Here is a 19,618-nt window from a genome sequence, read left to right as displayed (position 1 = left end):
TTCCACGCAGAACGTGCTCATACTATTAGCACTTGGTGTCGTGCTCGTGTTGTCGCTTAGCTTGAGAGGTTCTCTGTAGCCTCAGGTTTATCCAAACCAATCAGCTCTTCATCTGTCTCATTATGGAGTTTTCCAAGTAGATCGAAATCATCAAGGATACAATAGACTGCGGGAACCAGAAACAGTGCCACCAGGGTCGCTGCAGTCAGTCCAAAGGCTATGCTGGCTGCAAGAGGAATCAGGATCTGAGCCTGTAGACTCTTTTCCAGAAGCAGAGGTGTCAATCCTGCAATGGTACTGATCGAGGTTAATAGAATAGGGCGGAATCGGGCGCGGGCTGCACGCTTTGCTGCTTCGATAACAACAACCCCTCTGGCTGATTGATCACGGATAAATACAACCAATAGAATCGAATCATTGACCACAACACCAAACAGAGATGCCATGCCGACCATGCTGGGCATGGTCAGATCCAAGCCTAAAGCCATGTGTCCGAACATTACCCCGATCAGGGCTGCCGGGATCACAAGCATTACAGTCAGTGGTGCCACATAACCCTTGAACTGTAACGCCAGAAGCATATAGACACCAATCAGACCCAGCAGTACATTGCGCCCAATGGATTGTCCTGTTTTTGCAGACTCTTTGCTCTCTCCCTGAATGTCGAAATGAATGTCAGGGTAACGTTCGAGGAGTCCGGGAATGAATTCTGCCTGGGCTACAGCAAGCAGTTCTTGAGCATTGGCCTGGGTTCGGTCTACGTCACCCTGGATAGTTACGGTACGTTGTCGGTCTACCCGATTGATTCTTGCCCAGCCTCGAACCTCTTCAATGTCGACAACAGTGGAAAGAGGGATCAGACGCCCCCCACTACCAGCTATGCTTAAGTTATACAGATCTTCAGCGTCTACCCGATCACTTGCTATTAATCTCAGATTAACTTCGTAGGTTTCCGCTCCAACCTGAAACTCATCAATCTTCATGCCTTGGTAAGCGGTTCTTACCTGTTCTGAAACCAATTGGGCATCAAGTCCTAATACCCCGGCGCTTGGTTTGAGATGTAGCCGAAATTCCCGTTTGCCTGGGCGAAGGTCATCACTCAGGTCATTCACACCCTGAAAATTATTGAGCCATGCCTGTAGTTCATTTGAGGCTTGTTTCAATCGCTCCAGGTCATAACCCAAAAGGCGCAGGTCGATGGGGCGACCCCCTGGGCCAAATGTGGGTTCGGTGTATTTGACAGAAATGACATCACTGAGTTGGCCTGTCTCCTGCCGCCAAAGGTTAACAACATCATCCAGTCGAGCATCACGGATCTCAGCGCTGAGTAGATCTACAACCACGCGGGCCACATGGGGGCCTGTTTCATAAGCGTCTGGATTCTGGCCGTAGATGACTGTGATATTTTCAACCAGGGATTGACCCTCTGGTTGATTGGGTGTGAAGGCTTGATTGGTTCGTTCCAAGGCTTGAGTGATATGTTCTATGACCCCCTCAGTGCGCGATAGCGGCGTCCCTTGAGGCAGCAGTACCCTGGCTTCCAGCACATCACCATCCAGATCAGGAAAGCCGACAAACTTCAAATGGCCACTTGCTGGCATCGCTATGGATAGAATCAACATCATGAAAACAATGCCGAGCGTCAAATAGCGGTAATTCACTGCCCGATCTACCAGTGGACCAAACCAGTTATCGCGGAATCCGGCAAAGCGCTTTTCGAACCCTTGACGGAAACGTGATGCCGGTTTGTTGCTCATATGTGCCAGTGAGTGACTCAAGTGGTGGGGTAGAATCAGAAATGCCTCCAACAGGCTGACACTGATCACAATAATCAAAACGATGGGCATTATTCTGAGAATCTGTCCGATATCTCCCGAGATAAAAGCCAGGGAGCCAAATACCATCAGCGTGGTAGCAAAAGAGGAGGCAATGCCTGGTAGTACCTGCTGTACTCCGACTATGGCAGCATGTAGTGGTTTATCTCCTTTACTCATGCGTGAAGCGATGTTTTCTGCGATCACAATGGCATCATCCATTAGCAATCCTATGCCAATTAGCAGGCCTACCATGGAGATCATGTTTATGGTGACATCGAACAATGGTAGAACAAATAGAGCACCTAAAAATGAGACAGGCAGTCCCATAGTGACCCAGAAGCTATAGCGCAAACTAAAGAAGAGCCAGAGAACCAGGAATACGGCAATCAGTCCCTGGATTCCATTAACAATCAGCATATCGAGACGGTCTTGTACCACCGATGCTCGGTCTTGGGTGAGGCTCAGCTGAATGCCTTGAGGGGCTTGCTGGTTCTCTTGTTCCACAAAGTGCTCAACAGTGGCAAGCACTTCAAGAATATCCTGGGAACGGGTTTTTGCAATATCCAAAACCGCTGCTCGTTTACCGTTAAACAGAATTTTCTCTTCATTCCGGTCAAATCGGTCGGTTATCTTTGCAATATCACCTAGACGAATCGTCGCACCAGTGCTGCTTGAGATAACAGGAAGATCATAAAACTCATCAGCCTGTTTTCGCTGGTCATCAAAACGCAGCAGAATATCCTCCTGATCACCCTCAAGACGACCAGCTGGTGTGCTGATGCTGTAGCGACTGACGGCATTGGCTATATCCTTCGCGGATAGACCGAACTGACGTAAACGCAAATCGGAAATCTCGATACGTATATGGTGATCAGAGAATCCATTGATTGTGACTTCAGCCAAATCGGCTTGGGTTAACAGTGTTGCCTTGAGATGCTCTGCGTAGGCTTTCAGTGCTACAGGGTCTTTAGGGCCTGTTACTGCAATTGAGATAACCGGTTCAGTACGCCCAAGCTCTTTGATTACTGGTAGTTCTGTCTGTTCCGGCAGATCATCGAGTGCGTCGATCTCAGCTTTTACATCATCAAGAAAACGGCTCATTTCGGCGCCTTCGTTCATCGATGCGGTCGCAACACCAACGCCCTCACTTGCTTCACAGCGCATCTCGTTAAGGTCGCTGATTCCTTCAAGAGCATCTTCCAGGCGACGGCAGACTGCATCTTCAACATCCTCAGCAGTTGCGCCTTTATAGATTACCCGGATCTCCACTTCGTCATTCTCTATCTCCGGGAGTGTCTCTTTTTGCAGGCCGGGCAGGGCAGACAAACCCAGTAGCATAATTGCCACCATAAGTAGATTGGCGGCATTGGGGTGACGGGCGAACCAGTTGATCATAACTGGCCTCGTGCACTTTTCTGTAGTCTATCGGATATCTCTTGATCCGGTATGGTTTGTAGCAGCATACCGGTGACTGCAGGCACCAGATCTGAAACCACAACCTTTTGACCCGGTTTGATACCATTGGCAATCACACTGATATCGCCCTGGTTGAATAGAACCTCCACTGGTTGCCGCTGCAGCCGGCTCTCTTCATCTACCGTGTAGACAACACCATTCTTGATTGCTGAACGGGGGAGTACGATTCGGTCAGCTTGTGACTTGCCTTGTAGAAGTACCTGCACGAACATACCCTTTGATAGCGGAGGACGGAGGCCTGGTATGACTTTGTCGAATGGTCTGTCTACTGCGACTACGACACCCATGGTGCGGGTCTCAGGATCAACACTGTCGCTAAAGCGCACAAACTCCGCTTCCCATTCAGCAATAGCGGTTCCCATATCAAGTTTTAGAAGTGGCTTCAAGGCAACTGCTTGAGCAAGGTTTTCACCGAGCATTTCAAATTCTGAAAGCTCGCGACCAATGAAAAGACGGCGAATTGAAGAGAGAGGAAAGCGAGCAATAACTTCAACACGATCTACTTCATCCCCTACCAGTAGAGTTCCACCTTTACTGACATATTGATCTATTTCAATCGCCATATCAGCAACACGCATATTGAAAGGCGCGACTATGCTGGTATTTCCCAAATCTCTTTCAGCCTGAATCTTTTTCGCTTCAAGCACTTTGCGTTTGGTGGGTAACAGGGCCAGATTGTTTTTTACATTTTGTACTGCGTTTCGGCTATTCAGCAGATTTCTTTCTGCGTTATCCAGGTCACTTTTGGAAGCGGTGCCTTTTGCTGTAAGCTTGGTTACTCTCTCCAATTCACGTTGCGCTATTTTCAGGCCGCGTTCTTCAATGGAGAGAGAGGCCTTGGTATTATTCTGCTCTACCTGAAGCTCGGCAAGTTCAGCTGTTACCTGCGCCAGATTGAGTTCGTAATCGACAGGATCTATTTTCAACAATAGTGTGTCTTTGGTAATTATCTCCCCATTACGCAGTCGGGGATGAAGTTCAACGATACGCCCGGATACCTGGGCAACACCTGACCAGATGCGGGCCGGCTGTATGGTGCCGTAGCCTTCTGCGACAGGGGTTAATTCCAATTGAGGTGTTTCAATCACCCGTACCAGCTTGGTGGGCTCGCCAACTTCTTTGGTCTCTGGGGGCTGTTTTTGGCCGACCATCAATACCAGTATCCCGACCCCAATAACAATCGGGGGTATGAAGAGCAGTTTTCGCCAATTAGAATTTTTGTCGGACATATTATTTCCGTATTCAGGGTTTATATGGTCACAAATTGTTATAGATTGCTCTACTCTCAAGCAACACTCTGTAGTTGTTTGTTAAATGATTTTTTATCGCTTCGATTATGGCTCTGCTGTAGTTTTTCTTTTTCAATAGTCTAAGCAGTGTTGTCTTGCCAATATGGAACATAACTGTCTGTCCAATCAGGGCATGTACCAGAAATAGCACTTCCGCTTCCCTCGGTTGAGAACCAAGGTACTTCGCCACCAGCTTTGCAAGGGTGTGATTCATCGGTTGCAGAAAGTTGTCAAAGAGGATTTGGTAGGCTTCCGAGGGTTGGCTTTGCTCACGAAAAATGATTCCTGGTGCGTGTTTGCCAATCTCACCCAGGAGAGTATGTTCGAAGAAGTTGAGGAGCAATTGACAAGTCTGATCTGCACAATCTTCTGCTGAGTAGTGCTCAAGGTTCTGGTTGATGGACTCAAGCTGTTCAGATATACCGGCATGAAGTGTTTCTGACAGATAGCTGACAGTTGCGTTATAGAGTCCTCTCTTGTTCTCAAAATGGTAGGAGATAGCAGAGATATTTGCTTCCGCCATTTCAACTATTTCTCTCGTGCTCACACCTTCATAATCTTTGCTACCAAAGCTTTTTAAGGCTGCATTCAATAGACGTTTTCTGGTGTCAATCTGGTTTGGACTCAACTGAGTGGGCATAGGACTATAGCAATTAGATATCAGATCGATATATTAGCTTTGATAAAAATTTAAATCAAACGATTGATTTATATTTTAAAGGTTAAGAGAGATCTGATACGGCTGGTTTGTCATTATCTGGTGGGGAAGGTGCCCATATGTCAGAACCATGACTAATCCATTGTGTGGCCTGCCAGTTGCATTACATCTGGTATATGTGAGATCAAAACGCCGATGACCACCAGCACTACTAGCAAGGTTATTCCCCCGACGAAATTTACCAGCATATTTTTACCGGAGCTATGATCTGCAAGGGCATGGGCGACATCAGAAATGTTGACCAAACCCTGAAGCTTGTCATTTTTATAGATTAGAAGACGACGGCACTTATTGGTTCTCATGAGTTTGATGGCATTGGCACATGAGCTGTCATAATGGACAGATATAAGGTTTTTTGTACAAACATCGCTCAAGTTTAGTGCGTTTGGGTCTTGGCCTGCACCAATCACGCGCACCAGCAGGTCTCTCTCAGTAAACAGACCAGAGACCTGGTCATTGTCCATAACCACTAATGAGCCAATATTTTTTGCCGCCATGAAGCTTGTTGCGGCCTGAACATCTGTATTGCTGTCCAGAGAGGAGACAGGTTCTGATATGAGCTTACCAACGCAACATGCCATGTGATTGTCCTTTTATTTGGTATATAAAATATGATCTTAATTTTTTTATGCTTATTTTTTGATTTGGCAGCAATACCCATGCCAAAGTTTATGTCGCGAACAACATGAGAATTTGGATTTCGCTGGGCTAGCTCTGTAATGGTGGGGGCTCCATGATTTGTTCTGAGGTTCCCTGGTTATCGTGATCCTGCCTCAGGCTTAACCATAGACGGCAATTCCAGTCCTGGCTATACGGGTTGAATCAGAAACTATCACAGACACATTTCCCTCATCTTGTGCTATGTAATGCTTTTTCTTGTCTAAATCCTCACTCAACATCAGGGATCAGGCAAGACTAATCGTTTAACACGATAATGAGCGAATTTCATGGCATCCAGTGGTCTCTCTCTGTGCAACAGGGCCGATTCGATTAGTGTTAACAGGCCCTAGTGTTGCTGGGTTAATAAAACAAATATACTGTCTGATCAAGATGCCTCTGATCAATTAATGTGTCGGTGTTTGTCTGTCGAGACTTTCCGGCTTAACGCTGTAATAGAGAATAATTCATAGAACCTATAGTGAGACAAATCATGAAGGCTTCCGATCTAATCGTAAAATGCCTGGAAGAAGAGGGGGTAGAGTATATTTTCGGTGTTCCCGGTGAGGAAAATGCCGATTTCATGCTCTCTCTTGAGCAATCAACCAAGATTAAATTTATCCTTACCCGACATGAGCAGGGCGCAGCTTTTATGGCTGAGATCTATGGTCGACTCACAGGTAATCCCGCTGTATGTCTGGGTACATTGGGGCCTGGGGCAACCAATCTGATCACAGGCGTTGCTGATGCGAATATGGATCGTGCCCCAATGCTGGTATTAACCGGTCAAGGTTCAACAGAAAGATTGCATAAAGAGTCGCACCAGATCATGGATGTTGTGGATATGTTCACACCTGTTACCAAATGGGCAACCAGTATCTACAATGCCGTTACGATTCCCGAAGTTATTCGTAAAGCAGTGCGTATCGCACGTACCGAAAAGCCTGGTGCTGTATTAATCGAGTTGCCAGAAGATATCGCCAAACATCAAGTTGATTCAGAACCTCTTGAGCCTCGCCGCTTTCGACGCTCGGTGGCTGACGATAAAATCGTTGATCAGGCTTTTGAACTGCTCAAAAAAGCCAAAAGGCCGGTGATTATTGCAGGTAACGGTGCAATTCGACGTCGAGCTGCAAAGCAGTTACGTCTCTTGTGCGAAAAAACGGGCATAGGCGTACTCACTACCTTTATGGCAAAAGGCGCTGTGGACTGTGCCGCAGACTACTGTCTGTACACCATTGGGCTTGGCAGCAAGGACTATCCAACATTAGCGATTGATGAAGCTGATCTGGTGATAACCCTGGGATTCGATATGGTCGAATATCATCCAAGGTTGTGGAATCCGCATAAGAACAAAACTATTATCCATGCTGATTTTCTGCCATCGGAGGTAGATGAATACTACCACCCTCAGGTCGAACTGGTCGGAGATCTGGCCCACACACTATGGATGATCAATGAGCGCATAGAGCAGCGGGGTGTTGCCGATTTTGATCTGCAGCGACAGACAGAGCTTCGCTATCTGATGCAGAAAGAACTGGCGGTACACTCTGATGATGATACAGAGGGTTTGCTACGCCCTCAAAAGATGTTGTGGGATCTTCGTCAGCTTCTTGGGCCAGATGATATCCTGCTGTCCGATGTTGGCGCGCATAAAATGTGGATTGCACGCCACTATCATTGCCATCAACCAAACACCTGCTTGATTCCCAATGGCTTCTGCTCGATGGGATCTGCCTTGCCAGGTGCGATTGCAGCCAGTCTTGTAGCACCAGATAAGCGCATTATCGGAATTGCCGGTGACGGAGGATTCCTGATGAATGTTCAGGAGATGGAGACAGCGAAACGTTTGAACTGCAATCTGGTTATGCTTATTTGGGAAGATTGCGCGTACGGCCTGATTGCGTGGAAGCAGGAGAGTCAGTTTGGTCGGCATACAGAGTTGGCATTTGGCAACCCAGACTGGCTTCAGTTAGCCGACTCTTTCGGTTGGAGTGGGTATCAGGTTGAAAACAGCAGCTCCTTCGCTGGCATACTTGAAGCTGCTTTTACTCAGCCAGGTCCAAGCTTGGTTGTTGCGCCGGTTGACTACCGTGAAAATATGAAGCTCACGCAAAGGTTGGGTGAAATTACCCAGCCTTGCCCTTTATCAAGTTGAGGAAGTTGAATATGACCACCTGTCTGAAGGTTACTTCACCCTATGATGGAGAAGTTCTGCAGGAGTTGCCCTGTGATGACAGTGCTGCCATTGAAACAGCATTAGATCGAGCCTACTCCTGTTATCGAAACCGTAAGGGATGGATTCCTCTGCATGAGCGTGTAAGGATTCTTGAAGCTGTTGCAGAATTGATGTCAGATCGTTGTGATGAATTGGCACTTCAGGCGGCTCGAGAGGGTGGAAAGCCGCTGATGGATTCTCAGGTGGAGGCGAAACGCGCCATCGATGGTATTAAGCTGGCCATTGAAACCATTCGTACAGAGTCTGGAGAGGTTGTGCCTGTGAATGCAACCCAAGCGGGTAGCCAGCGGCTTGCTTTTACCCAAAAAGAGCCGATTGGAGTAGTGGTTGCTGTCAGTGCCTTTAACCATCCGTTGAACCTGATCGTACACCAGGTGGCTGCGGCAGTTGCAGCAGGGTGTCCAGTGATCGTCAAGCCAGCTGAAGATACCCCGGTTTCATGCAAGACATTTGTGGATTTACTACACGAAGCAGGACTTCCAAAGGCGTGGTGCCAGTTTGTATTACCTGAAAATCTTGAATTGGCTGAACGCTTGGTTACAGATCCACGAGTGGGCTTTTTCAGTTTTATTGGCAGTGCAAAGGTAGGCTGGATGCTACGCTCCAAACTCGCCCCAGGGACACGATGTGCGTTGGAGCATGGTGGTGCTGCTCCGTTGATACTGGCGTCAGATGCTGATCTGGATAAAGCTTTGTCTGCGGTTCTCAAAGCGGGCTTCTATCATGCAGGGCAGGTCTGTGTCTCAGTACAACGGGTATTTGCAGAAGCAGAAGTTGCTGAAGTGTTCAGCGAAAGATTGGCCGAGCTTGCAAGAGCTTTAAAAGTTGGTGACCCAGCTTTGATAGAGACAGAAGTCGGGCCACTGATTCGTCCCAGTGAGGTCAGCCGGGTTGCCAAGTGGGTTGAGGAGGCTAAATCAGAAGGCGGAAAGTTGTTAAACAGTGGTGGTATATTGGATAACAACTGCTACAGCCCGACAGTAATATACAATCCTTCCTATGAGTCCAAGGTATCTCAGCAGGAGATATTTGGCCCAGTTGTTTGTGTCTACAAGAGTGATTCAATAGAGGCATCACTACAACATGCCAACGCACTTCCTTACGCCTTTCAGGCAGCAGTGTTTACCAGCAATATTGATACAGCCATGCTGGTCTACCGTAATATCGATGCCTCTGCTGTGATGGTTAATGAGCACACCGCATTTCGTGTGGACGGTATGCCATTTGCGGGATTACGCCAATCTGGACTTGGTGTTGGGGGTATCCCGCATACGATCCGAGATATGCAGGTTGAAAAAATGATGGTGTTGAATTCTGTAAACCTTTAAACCAAAAAGCACTAAATATTCCCTTCCTTGCCAGGGGCGACCCACACTAGTGTGGTATTTTATAAATCAAGAAGGTAAAAGTCATGACAATCCACGACTATTTTTCCAAGCGGCCTATATTGACTCTGCTGCTATTGATGATATCTGCATTGGCGTTCGGTTTAATGACGGTAAATATCTTTCGATTGTTCGCGGCGAATTGGAACTTCATTACTACCTACGGGGTGGTTGCATTGAGTGAAGGCGCTTTATGGCAGACGATGGAACTACTTTTGACTGGGTTCCTGTCGATCATATTCTTCCTCTTGTTCCGGTTTTCTGAGGAGATTCTGATTGGTTGGGTTAGTACTCGAAAGATGCCAGGCCATATTAAGTCTTAGTGTCATCGAGCATGCAGAGCAGTTAAACAGAGACGATAGCGGGATCAAGGGGAGTAAACAGGACTTCTGAGAAATTCATACCATATGGTGCGGCAAGGCCGCACCATACATTACACTTCTATTAACCCTGTAATCCAATACTGATCATTCAGGAACTGGTACTGGAAATCTACAGGGTTTACTCACCTTAGAGATTCTCTTCGATGATCATAGGTTGAAACTTAAATACATTTTTAGATTTTGGGTTAACAGTGATTTTGACCCAATGTACACGGCTGGATCCAAAGTTTTCAACTCGAGTGAAGTTACCAATAAAACCATTTTCAACCAGACCAGGTTTGTCGACTCGGAAATAGTGAGAATCACCGTGAGCAAGAACAACAGGTTTGCCATATTCTAGGGTACGTTGCTCAAGTGTAGTCAGTATTTCTGTGAAACCAAGTCTGGCAGCTGTCAGTGCATCACCTGAAGGTAAGGCGTAGCTGACTTCCAGGATCGGGTTGGCCTGCATCATAAACAGTACACCTGGTGCCTTCTCCTCAATTGCTTTATCGAATGTACTGTTGATCCACTCGACAGCCGCATCGATACGACGAATTGCTTCAGCATCGTCCTCATCTGTTCTTGTAGCAGAGGAGGCTGGGTCAAAGGCTTTCAAGCCATTATTACTGCCAACAACATGCAGGGCAGCAAACATCACGCCATTCTTACTCCAGCGAACATTCTCAGGAAACTCTTCATAGCCATCAGTCCAGGCCTGAGTTTCTACAGACATGGTTTTTCCACCGATGGTTTTACCTGGGTTGAAAAAGAAAACCTCTCTAAGCATAGCCAGGCGTTCTAAAGGTTGATATTCGCCAGCATTGACACGATGACAGTCAGTCCACTCATTGTCACCAGGTGTGTAGATAAAGGGCTTATTGAATGCGTTGTAACGCTCCAGACGATCATAGAAGAGGTCATTCGAGCATTCAGTGCCACCACTCTTAATGTCACCGGTATGAATGACCCATTTTAGTTTCTTTTGACGGTTGATTTTTTTTACAAGATTGTCGAAGGGTGGATATTCAGTGTATGGCGCTACACCATAGGGGACATCACCAATCATGGCGAATGAGAATGCATTTGAGTCCTCTCTGTCCCTATCGTCTTCATATTCTCCACCAGCTACAACAGAGAAGGATATCAGTGCTGCTGCAAGGCTAGAGGTTATTTTAGTAAATGATGATTTCACGTTAATATCTCCAAGAAAAATTTATTCCAATTGATTACTATATTATCGGATCTAGTGTCAGCTATTTGTCACCAGAAACTCAGGTATCGCTATATCAACTGGTGGTAGGGTGCTCTTGATCAACTTTTAAACATGGAGGGGAGAGTGTAGATAGGAACCCTTTCAGGAAGATTTCATTTGTGCATTCGATATATGACAATTCTATTTCACAAAATGTCAATAAATCCCACAAAAAACTATGTTCTTGGATCCACACATATTTTGTATTTAAATTATCAAGCTAAATTCATAATTTATTCATGTTGCGCAAATATAATTATCATATAAATTTCATAAATGTATTGCCCAAAGTGACATAAATTATCTTCAGAATGCGCTTACTTACGGAGGAGCAGGTCGTGAGTCATGGAGTGGCATAGTTATTTACTCGGCACCTTAATGTGCCGGGTTAATAAGAGTTTTAAAAAAATACTAATCCGAGGATGATTGTCCATGTTCAAACATAAATTACTCTCTATCGCCATTGCTGCCACAATTGCAATCAGCGGTTCAGTGGTTGCCGGTGGTATTAAAAGCCACAATTTCAAGCCACTGGATGAGTCAGCAAACTCAGCTGACTGGGATCCAGCCTCACCATGGAAGCTGCCAAAGGGGTTCAATCAATGGGTTGTGTCTGATGAGACCAACCTGAATATCTACGACAATGGTCGTGATGACTGGCATGACATGAACACTGTCAATGAAACAGGCCCTGAAAAAGGTCGTTTCATGTACCGTACTCATGAGCTGCGTCTCCCAGACAGCCTGCCAGAGGGTGGTACAGTAAGTGTTGTAGACCTGAAGACTGGCGAAACAAAGATTCTTGCGCAAGACCCCAGCTACAATGCTCTCGACGGTATCCGTTGGACCCCTTGGGGAACCATCCTCTTTGCAGAAGAGGTTGAAGGTGGACGTCTGCTAGAGATTTTCCTCGAAGATGACTTGATGACAGCTAAATCTGTAGTTGATCGTCCAGCTGTTGGTCGTCTTGCACACGAAGGTATTGATCTCGATAAAGAGGGTAACTTGTATATAGTCGATGAGCATCGTGGACGCACATCAGGCTGCAACGGCGTTGTACCTTGTGGCGGCGGCGTATACAAGTTCGTACCTGATCAGGCTGGTGATCTCTCTACTGGCTCACTCTACGTTCTTAAAGTCAATGGTGCTGATGGCGTTGGTATGGGTGAATGGGCTGGTCCTATCGATCCATTAACTGCACGTCAATCCGGTACTGATGCTGGTGGTCAAAGCTATCAGCGTCCTGAGGATGTGGAAGTGATCGGTGAGACGCTTTATGTGGCTATTACTGAAGGACCACGAGATACCGAAACTGATGATGCTGGGCAACTGGTATTTAATAGTGAGCTGTATGAAGGCCGTGTCATTGCAGTTGACCTCAATACCATGAAAGTTACCAATTTTGTAAAGCCTGGTATGAATGTACCTGTTGAAATTGGTAAGCCTGGTGAAGAAGGGCATCAATCAGGTTTTGACAGTGTTGACAACCTGGCTGAAGCACCAAATGGTGACCTGGTAATGATTGAGGATAACAAGCCTTCTGATATATGGTTTGCCAGTCAAGTTACCAATAAGTATGGAGCATCACGTTATGTTTCTCTGTTTGCTTCGTTGACTGATCCTGGTGCTGAGGGAACCGGTATATATTTCAGCCCAGAAGATAATAAAACCCTTTACGTTAATGTTCAGCACTCAGCTGCTGATGATGGTGATGCAACATGGGCGATCAGTCGTAAAGGACCAAAGTCAGAAAAAGACGATGATGATCGTGAGGATGACGATAACAGAAAATAAAAAGTAGTGACTGGCAGGGAAGCCGGTTCAAAAGAGAAGGGAGTTTACAACTCAGGTGGCCTATGGCCACCTTTTTTTATCTTTTCAAAAAATGTTGTTCCTCAAACCTGGCAAAAATCTTCCTGATTACCCTCCATATTCAGCAAAAGAGTATCAACCTGTATATAGGTAATTTGCAGGTAGTGCCTGGTAGAGAACCACTTAAATTTATTTGAAGCATCACTTTTCTTTTCGAGTGCAGTTGGTGGGGCATGGCCCCACCCTACCTGTCTATATTAAAGTGTAGGGCGGGGCCATGCCCCACCAAGTCGCGCTGGAAATTCACAAAAACCATCTGGAACCTTCCGCAGATCCTTAACTATCACCGTAACTCTGAGTGATACCGAATTTACAGCATGGCCCACTAGTATGACGTACCACACTAGAGTACGGAATAATGAAGTTTGCCTGTAAGTAATCTGATAAATCCAAAAAGTATAAACAAAACGTCATCAAAACCACAAATTTTCGAAATCTAATCTGTATAGGGTTTTGTTCTTCTGCATAAGATGCAATTGATCAACCTAAGGATGACACAGATGTCTATACAAAAGCGCCTTCTGGCTGCCCTTATCGCGGCGTCATGCCAATCGGTCTATGCCGATACAACGGTTTTTATTAATGAAATACACTACGATAACGCAGGAGCTGATAGTGGTGAATTTGTAGAGATTACCGGTCCAACAGGTACAGATCTCTCCGGTTGGCAATTGGTGCTATATAATGGCTCCTCCTCAGTCCTTAGTCCATATGCCATCTATGATCTCTCCGGAGTTCTGAGTGATGATACAGGCAGTGGGTATGGCTTTAGCAGCATAAGTCACAGTGGCATACAGAATGGTGCTCCTGATGGTATGGCCTTGGTGGACAATACAGGGTTGGTTGTACAGTTTATCAGTTATGAAGGAAGTTTTGTTGCCAACTCCGGTGTAGCTGCTGGAATGACCAGTATCGATATCGGTGTATCCGAATCCTCTTCTACCCAAATCGGGCAGTCTCTTCAGCTGCAAGGCAGTGGTACCCTTGATACTGACTTTGTCTGGGTCTCAGGCCTTACTCAAACCGTCAGCACACTGAATGTAGGCCAGAGTCTGAATGGTTCCGATATCGGTGATGGTAGTGGTGCAGGGGATACAGGTGGCAATAACAATGAGGTCCTGGCTATATACGATATCCAGGGATCAAGTCATACCTCAGCCTACGATGGACAACAGGTTACAACGACAGGTGTTGTCACAGCAACCGATTCCAATGCAGTATTTGTGCAGGATGTATTGGGTGACGGTAATGATGCGACATCTGATGCGATCTACATCTATACCGGTACTGGGCACGGTCTGCAGGTTGGTGATGCGGTACGTGTATCAGGTGTTGTCAGTGAATATGTTCCTGGTGGCAGCTCTTCCGGCAATCTATCTCTGACTGAATTCTATCGTCCTGACATCACTGTTGAATCCAATGATAATATGCTGCCAGAGCCGGTCATGCTCGGTAGAAGTGGACGGGTTCCACCAAATCAGATTATCGACAACGACTTACTCACGATTTTTGATCCACTGCAGGATGGCATAGATTTCTACGAGAGCCTTGAAGGGATGCGCGTCAAAGTAGAGGATGCGGTTGCCGTATCACCTACCAATGGATATGGCGAGATCTTTACCCTGGCCAACAATGGTGTTGATGCAACGGGTTTAAATGATCGTGGTGGCATCACTATTCAGCCTGATGACTTTAATCCTGAACGTATTCAGATCGATTTCGACAGCGGTATCTACGATCTGTTTGTTAATGTGAATAGTAGCGATCGACTCGGTGATGTAACCGGCGTTGTTGGATATTCATACGGTAATTTTGAAGTCTATCCCACAGAGGAATTCACCCGTAGTGATGAAAACCTTCAAGCCGAAGAGACAAATCTGGTACGTGAACGCGAACGTCAGTTGACTGTAGCGAGTTACAATGTGCTGAATCTTGATCCAAATGATGAAGATGGTGACCAGGATGTGGCTGATGGCCGTTTTACTCAGCTCGCTCAACAGATTGTCAGTTCACTTAAAGCGCCAGATATTATTGGTCTGCAGGAGATACAAGATAGCACTGGTTCAACTGACGATGGTGTTGTTGATGCAGAAGTGACTTTGGAAATGCTGGTTGCTGCGATTCGTGAAGCGGGTGGCCCAAATTACGAATATATCGATAACCCCCCTGTGAATAACCAGGATGGTGGTCAGCCAGGTGCCAATATCCGGGTTGCTTATCTCTATAATCCTGAGTACGTCGAACCAGATATGGAGTCGGTCACCAAGCTAACAGATTCAGATTTAGCTGATGGCGATGCTTTTGAAGGAAGTCGTAAGCCTCTCTATGTGCGCTTCCAGGCAGCCGATGCAGAGATTCATCTGATCAATAATCACTTCTCATCCAAAGGTGGTAGCACACCATTGTTCGGTACAGTTCAACCTTCGGTGAATGGCAGTGAGGATCAACGTCTTGCACAAGCGCAAGTAGTCAATGAATTCGTTGCCACACTGCAAGAGGATGATCCTGACGCTAATGTGGTCGTGCTGGGTGATTTGAATGAATTCAATTTTATGTCACCGATCCTCGCACTCAAGGGAGAGAGCACACCACAACTGGTCAACTTGACTGAGAGCCTGCCGGTTGAGGAGAGATATACCTATAATTACCAAGGCAATGCTCAGGCACTTGACCACATCCTGGTGTCCCATGGTTTGGCAGAGCATGCAGAGTATGACGTCGTGCATCTGAATACAGAGTTTTTCGATGCTGCCAGTGACCATGATCCGGTTGTTCTGCGACTTGAACTGTCAGATGAGAAGCGTGTGAGATTTGCAACCTTCAACGTGTCGTTGAATCGCTCTAATCAGGGTGATCTGATTACTGATCTTTCAACACCTGATAACCCTCAAGCAAAAGCCATTGCTGAGATTATTCAGCGAGTGCGTCCGGATATACTACTGCTGAATGAATTCGACTATGACGATGCACGTGAGGCCATCGACCTGTTCCGCCAGAACTATCTGCGGGTAAGGCAAAACGGTGCGAAGAGAATCCGTTACAAACATATGTATGTAGCTGAGTCGAACACTGGAGAGCCTACAGGTTTTGATTTGGACAATGATGGCTCAACCGATGGTCCAGGTGATGCGCAAGGTTTTGGCAACTTCCCTGGTCAATATGGCATGGTGGTGTTGTCGCGCTATCCCATCAAATACAACAAAGTTCGCCTTTTCCAGAAGTTTTTGTGGAAGGATATGCCAGACTCCATGATGCCTGAGGCGTGGTATAGCGAAGATGAAAGGTCGGTACTCAGACTCTCTTCCAAGAGTCATTGGGATATTCCTGTCAAAGTGAAAGGTAAGCTGATCCATGTGCTTGCAAGCCACCCAACACCGCCTGTGTTTGATGGTCCTGAAGACAGAAATGGACGTCGTAACCACGATGAAATCCGCTTCTGGATGGACTACATCACCGATGCTGACTACATCTATGATGATGATGGTGTTACAGGTGGTCTCTCTGCAAATGATCGATTCGTAATTATGGGAGACCTGAATGCCGATCCACATGATGGTGACAGTACAGGCGACCCAACCAGCAAGCTCCTGGCTCACCCATTGGTTAACACAGCCATTACCCCGGTAAGCATCGGTGGAGCAGATGCTATGCTAAGACAGGCTAGCGCCAATATCACCCATATTGGTGGTGCCGATTTTGATACCGCTGACTTTGCAGATGGATCTCCTGGCAATCTCCGTGCAGACTACGTATTACCTTCTAAAAACCTCAGGATGCTGGGTGCCGGTGTATTCTGGCCCGCAGCTACCGATCCATTCTTTGATCTTGTTGGGGATTGGCCATTCCCAAGTTCAGATCATCGCCTGGTTTGGGTTGATCTGGAGAAGAAGCAAAAATAAGGAGACGTTGATTTCCCCACAGCCCGGATAATGTTTTAAAGAGACTAACGGGCTCTTTACAGGCAGCGGGTGGATTATTTCGTGCTGCTGGGGGACAGGGTGACAGGGAAGTCATCCTGACAACGACTCTATGCCGGTTAATTCGACTTAAGCCACTGAAAAAGAAGCCACATTTACCTTTGCTACACGCCAGATAACGCTTTCCCCAAGCGGATGGCCTCTGTCAATAGTTCCTGCTCTCATCCCTTCAGTCTAATTTGATGCATGGTGTTACACACCGTGACTCTCCATTGGATACTCTGCGTTGGAATAGGTGATTGAATATGCTTAAGAAGGGGTGGTATGTTGGTTGAACCTAAAAATCAGTTGACCGCTCCATTCTAATAACATGTTCATGATTTTGATGAAATTAGCTTCGATGGTCATGGTCACCTGTTGGGTGAAATACGCTACAACGTGAATTGCACACTTGTGGCGGCGCATGGCGGCGTTGCAACTCCTTGGAATAGCAGGCTATTCCGCGTCGTTGCGTCTTGCCCTGCACCACCACAAACGCACACTTCACGCTGTCCAACTGATCTTTTTAGGTTGAAACTACCTGAGCCAGACTCTATTAAGGAACAGCATGATCCGTATCTATGGAATTAAAGATAATCTTAACCCCATAAAGAGAAAACTCTCTGATGTTATTAATCAATGTATGGTCGAAGCACTCTCATTTCCCGACAATAAACGAGCGCACAGGTTTTTCCCCATGGAAAAAGAGGACTACTTCTATCCTCAGGGGAGAACTGATGCCTATACAGTTATTGAAATTTCAATGTTGGAGGGGCGTACTGTCGAGGCAAAGAAAAGTTTAATTCATCTGCTATTTCAGCGAATTGAGTCAGAATTGGGGGTGTCACCAGTGGATGTGGAGATTACAATTTTCGAAGCACCAGCCAGTAACTGGGGTTTTAGGGGGGTTACTGGTGATGAAGCTAAATTGAGCTACAATGTGAAAGTTTGAAAGGCCTTTGGGCTGTTGCGGTTAATGTGGATTCAGCGCTACTGAAATATTGAAGATGTAATCAGGTATCACTAAATAATGAGTCAAGATGCTAATAATATTAAATGCCCTAATTGTGGCGTAGAAATTGATGTTAATGAAATACTCTACCATCAGCTAGATGAAGAGCTAAAGAAAAAATATAACGACCAGATTTCTAAAGAGCGGAAAGAACTAGTCGCCAATGAAGAAAAACTCAAGGCAGAGAGAGAGGCCATTGAGCATGAAAAAGAGAGTTATAAAGATAAGTTGGCAAGCGCAATCCAGGATGGTTTAAAGGCTGAAAGTGGGAAGCTGAAAATCGAATTAAAAAAACAGGCTGAAGAAGAACAGGAAGAGAGATTGGCAGCCCTTCAAAAGGAGCTGGTGAGTAAATCGGAGCAGGTAAAGGAGCTTAATAAATTTAAAGCGGATATAGAGCGCCTGAAGCGTGAAAAAGATGAGCTAAAAGATAAAATAGAACTGGAAGCACAGCAGCAAATAAACAAAACTCTGAGTGAAGAGAAAGAGAAGATAAGAAAATCTGAAGCACAAAAGGCTCAGCTCAACATATCAGAAAAAGAGCAGATTATTAATCAGCTGAAAGAGCAACTGCAAGAGGCCCAGCGCAAAGCGGATCAGGGTTCCATGCAGCTACAGGGGGAGGTTCAGGAGTTAGCGATTGAGGAGTGGCTGGCTGTTCAATTTCCTCTCGACTCTATAGATGAAATAAAAAAGGGTGAGCGTGGCGCTGACTGCATGCAGACCATTAATACACACAGTCGAACAAACTGTGGAACCATCTATTATGAAAGTAAGAGGACTAAAAACTTTCAGCCCACCTGGATAGAAAAATTCAAATCAGATATCCGCGACAGGAATGCAGATATCGGTGTTTTGGTTACAGAAGCCATGCCGGCAGGTATGGAGCGCCTGGGTCTGAAAGATGGTATATGGATATGCTCCTTCGATGAGTTCAAGGGACTATGTACCGTATTGAGGGAATCAGTGATTCAATTAAGTATGGCGATCACCACCCAGGAGAATAAGGGTGAGAAGATGGGCATGCTCTATGATTTCCTCACCAGTAACGAATTCCGCTTGCAGATTGAAGCCATCGTTGAAGGCTTTACCCAAATGAAAACAGACCTGGAGTCTGAGAAACGCTCGATGCAGGGGATTTGGAAAAAGAGAGAGAAGCAGATCGATAAAGTGCTGCTCAATACCAACCACATGTACAGCTCGATTAAGGGTATTGCCGGCAGTGCAGTTCAATCGGTAGCACTGTTAGAGTTGCCTTCAGGTGATGATGATGCTGAATAACAAGGATGTATAAAAGCAGAATATACTTTTCTGCCCAAAGAAGTAGCATAGTGTCAGGTAGGGTGGGGCCATGCCCCACCAAAAACCATGATGCATCGTAGGGTGCGGCCCTGCCGCACCTTTTTCTGTTACCTATCAGAATCCATTTTCCATATTCCCACGCTCCAGCGTAGCAACGATATAAAATGTAGTGGCATTAAAGCATATACCCTGTCTTTGTTGTCACCATGCCAGCAAGCTGCTGTTTCGCCCTCCTAGGCGAGTCACTTTTCTTTTTCGCCAAAAGAAAAGTAACCAAA

General features: G+C 46.1%; 12 protein-coding genes. 7 read left to right on the top strand and 5 right to left on the bottom strand.

The window, feature by feature from the left end; genetic code table 11:
- Nucleotides 1–56: 56 nt before the first annotated feature.
- From AC4IE7_RS03020 to AC4IE7_RS03005, 4 genes are all read right to left on the bottom strand, one after another.
- Entirely contained in the window at nucleotides 57–3,212 is a 3,156-nt protein-coding gene (locus tag AC4IE7_RS03020) for an efflux RND transporter permease subunit (protein ID WP_490775325.1), read from the bottom strand.
- Complete coding sequence (locus tag AC4IE7_RS03015; RefSeq protein ID WP_490775324.1) at nucleotides 3,209–4,522, bottom strand: efflux RND transporter periplasmic adaptor subunit; 1,314 nt, start codon at nucleotides 4,520–4,522, stop codon at nucleotides 3,209–3,211. The genes AC4IE7_RS03020 and AC4IE7_RS03015 overlap by 4 nt, the downstream gene beginning before the upstream one ends.
- 28 nt (nucleotides 4,523–4,550) lie before the next feature.
- Nucleotides 4,551–5,222, bottom strand: a complete 672-nt coding sequence (locus AC4IE7_RS03010) for a CerR family C-terminal domain-containing protein (protein ID WP_490775323.1) — start codon at nucleotides 5,220–5,222, stop codon at nucleotides 4,551–4,553.
- Between the two features lie 152 nt (nucleotides 5,223–5,374).
- Nucleotides 5,375–5,881: a CBS domain-containing protein gene (locus AC4IE7_RS03005; protein ID WP_490775322.1), complete on the bottom strand. Its 507-nt coding sequence runs from the start codon at nucleotides 5,879–5,881 to the stop codon at nucleotides 5,375–5,377.
- A gap of 569 nt (nucleotides 5,882–6,450) precedes the next feature.
- On the opposite strand from AC4IE7_RS03005, the gene AC4IE7_RS03000 reads away from it, so the two are divergent.
- The 3 genes from AC4IE7_RS03000 to AC4IE7_RS02990 all read left to right on the top strand — a co-directional run bounded on the left by AC4IE7_RS03000 (nucleotide 6,451) and on the right by AC4IE7_RS02990 (nucleotide 9,904).
- Nucleotides 6,451–8,115, top strand: coding sequence for an acetolactate synthase large subunit (locus AC4IE7_RS03000; protein WP_490775321.1), 1,665 nt, complete (start codon nucleotides 6,451–6,453; stop codon nucleotides 8,113–8,115).
- Between the two features lie 11 nt (nucleotides 8,116–8,126).
- Nucleotides 8,127–9,524, top strand: coding sequence for an aldehyde dehydrogenase family protein (locus tag AC4IE7_RS02995; protein WP_490775320.1), 1,398 nt, complete (start codon nucleotides 8,127–8,129; stop codon nucleotides 9,522–9,524).
- Between the two features lie 83 nt (nucleotides 9,525–9,607).
- Nucleotides 9,608–9,904, top strand: a complete 297-nt coding sequence (locus AC4IE7_RS02990) for a hypothetical protein (RefSeq protein ID WP_490775319.1) — start codon at nucleotides 9,608–9,610, stop codon at nucleotides 9,902–9,904.
- A gap of 187 nt (nucleotides 9,905–10,091) precedes the next feature.
- Here AC4IE7_RS02990 and AC4IE7_RS02985 read toward each other — a convergent pair whose 3' ends face one another.
- A complete protein-coding gene (locus AC4IE7_RS02985) occupies nucleotides 10,092–11,138 on the bottom strand; it encodes a metallophosphoesterase (protein WP_490775318.1) in 1,047 nt (348 codons plus the stop codon).
- A 492-nt stretch (nucleotides 11,139–11,630) separates the two neighbouring features.
- Between AC4IE7_RS02985 and AC4IE7_RS02980 the strand changes: the two genes are divergently transcribed.
- The 4 genes from AC4IE7_RS02980 (at nucleotide 11,631) to AC4IE7_RS02965 (ending at nucleotide 19,319) form a co-directional block, all read left to right on the top strand.
- The gene (locus tag AC4IE7_RS02980; RefSeq protein ID WP_490775317.1) at nucleotides 11,631–12,992 is read left to right on the top strand and encodes an alkaline phosphatase PhoX; all 1,362 of its coding nucleotides are present in this window, start codon (nucleotides 11,631–11,633) and stop codon (nucleotides 12,990–12,992) included.
- Between the two features lie 578 nt (nucleotides 12,993–13,570).
- Nucleotides 13,571–16,969, top strand: coding sequence for an endonuclease/exonuclease/phosphatase family protein (locus tag AC4IE7_RS02975; RefSeq protein WP_490775316.1), 3,399 nt, complete (start codon nucleotides 13,571–13,573; stop codon nucleotides 16,967–16,969).
- A gap of 625 nt (nucleotides 16,970–17,594) precedes the next feature.
- Nucleotides 17,595–17,978 carry a tautomerase family protein gene (locus AC4IE7_RS02970; protein ID WP_490775315.1) on the top strand — a complete coding sequence of 128 codons (384 nt, stop codon included), beginning with the start codon at nucleotides 17,595–17,597 and terminating at the stop codon, nucleotides 17,976–17,978.
- Between the two features lie 78 nt (nucleotides 17,979–18,056).
- A complete protein-coding gene (locus tag AC4IE7_RS02965) occupies nucleotides 18,057–19,319 on the top strand; it encodes a DUF2130 domain-containing protein (RefSeq protein ID WP_490775314.1) in 1,263 nt (420 codons plus the stop codon).
- Nucleotides 19,320–19,618: the final 299 nt, after the last annotated feature.

The sequence above is a fragment of the Candidatus Thiodiazotropha sp. AKAK3 genome (genome assembly GCF_058244645.1).
The sequence above is the reverse complement of the archived record's forward strand: the minus strand, read 5'-3'. Positions and strand labels throughout refer to the sequence as shown.

Excerpts from the sequence above, each read along its gene's own strand:
- AC4IE7_RS03020 (WP_490775325.1), bottom strand. The coding sequence starts at position 3,212 with ATGATCAACTGGTTCGCCCGTCACCCCAATGCCGCCAATCTACTTATG.
- AC4IE7_RS03015 (WP_490775324.1), bottom strand. The coding sequence starts at position 4,522 with ATGTCCGACAAAAATTCTAATTGGCGAAAACTGCTCTTCATACCCCCG.
- AC4IE7_RS03010 (WP_490775323.1), bottom strand. The coding sequence starts at position 5,222 with ATGCCCACTCAGTTGAGTCCAAACCAGATTGACACCAGAAAACGTCTA.
- AC4IE7_RS03005 (WP_490775322.1), bottom strand. The coding sequence starts at position 5,881 with ATGGCATGTTGCGTTGGTAAGCTCATATCAGAACCTGTCTCCTCTCTG.
- AC4IE7_RS03000 (WP_490775321.1), top strand. The coding sequence starts at position 6,451 with ATGAAGGCTTCCGATCTAATCGTAAAATGCCTGGAAGAAGAGGGGGTA.
- AC4IE7_RS02995 (WP_490775320.1), top strand. The coding sequence starts at position 8,127 with ATGACCACCTGTCTGAAGGTTACTTCACCCTATGATGGAGAAGTTCTG.
- AC4IE7_RS02990 (WP_490775319.1), top strand. The coding sequence starts at position 9,608 with ATGACAATCCACGACTATTTTTCCAAGCGGCCTATATTGACTCTGCTG.
- AC4IE7_RS02980 (WP_490775317.1), top strand. The coding sequence starts at position 11,631 with ATGTTCAAACATAAATTACTCTCTATCGCCATTGCTGCCACAATTGCA.
- AC4IE7_RS02975 (WP_490775316.1), top strand. The coding sequence starts at position 13,571 with ATGTCTATACAAAAGCGCCTTCTGGCTGCCCTTATCGCGGCGTCATGC.
- AC4IE7_RS02970 (WP_490775315.1), top strand. The coding sequence starts at position 17,595 with ATGATCCGTATCTATGGAATTAAAGATAATCTTAACCCCATAAAGAGA.
- AC4IE7_RS02965 (WP_490775314.1), top strand. The coding sequence starts at position 18,057 with ATGAGTCAAGATGCTAATAATATTAAATGCCCTAATTGTGGCGTAGAA.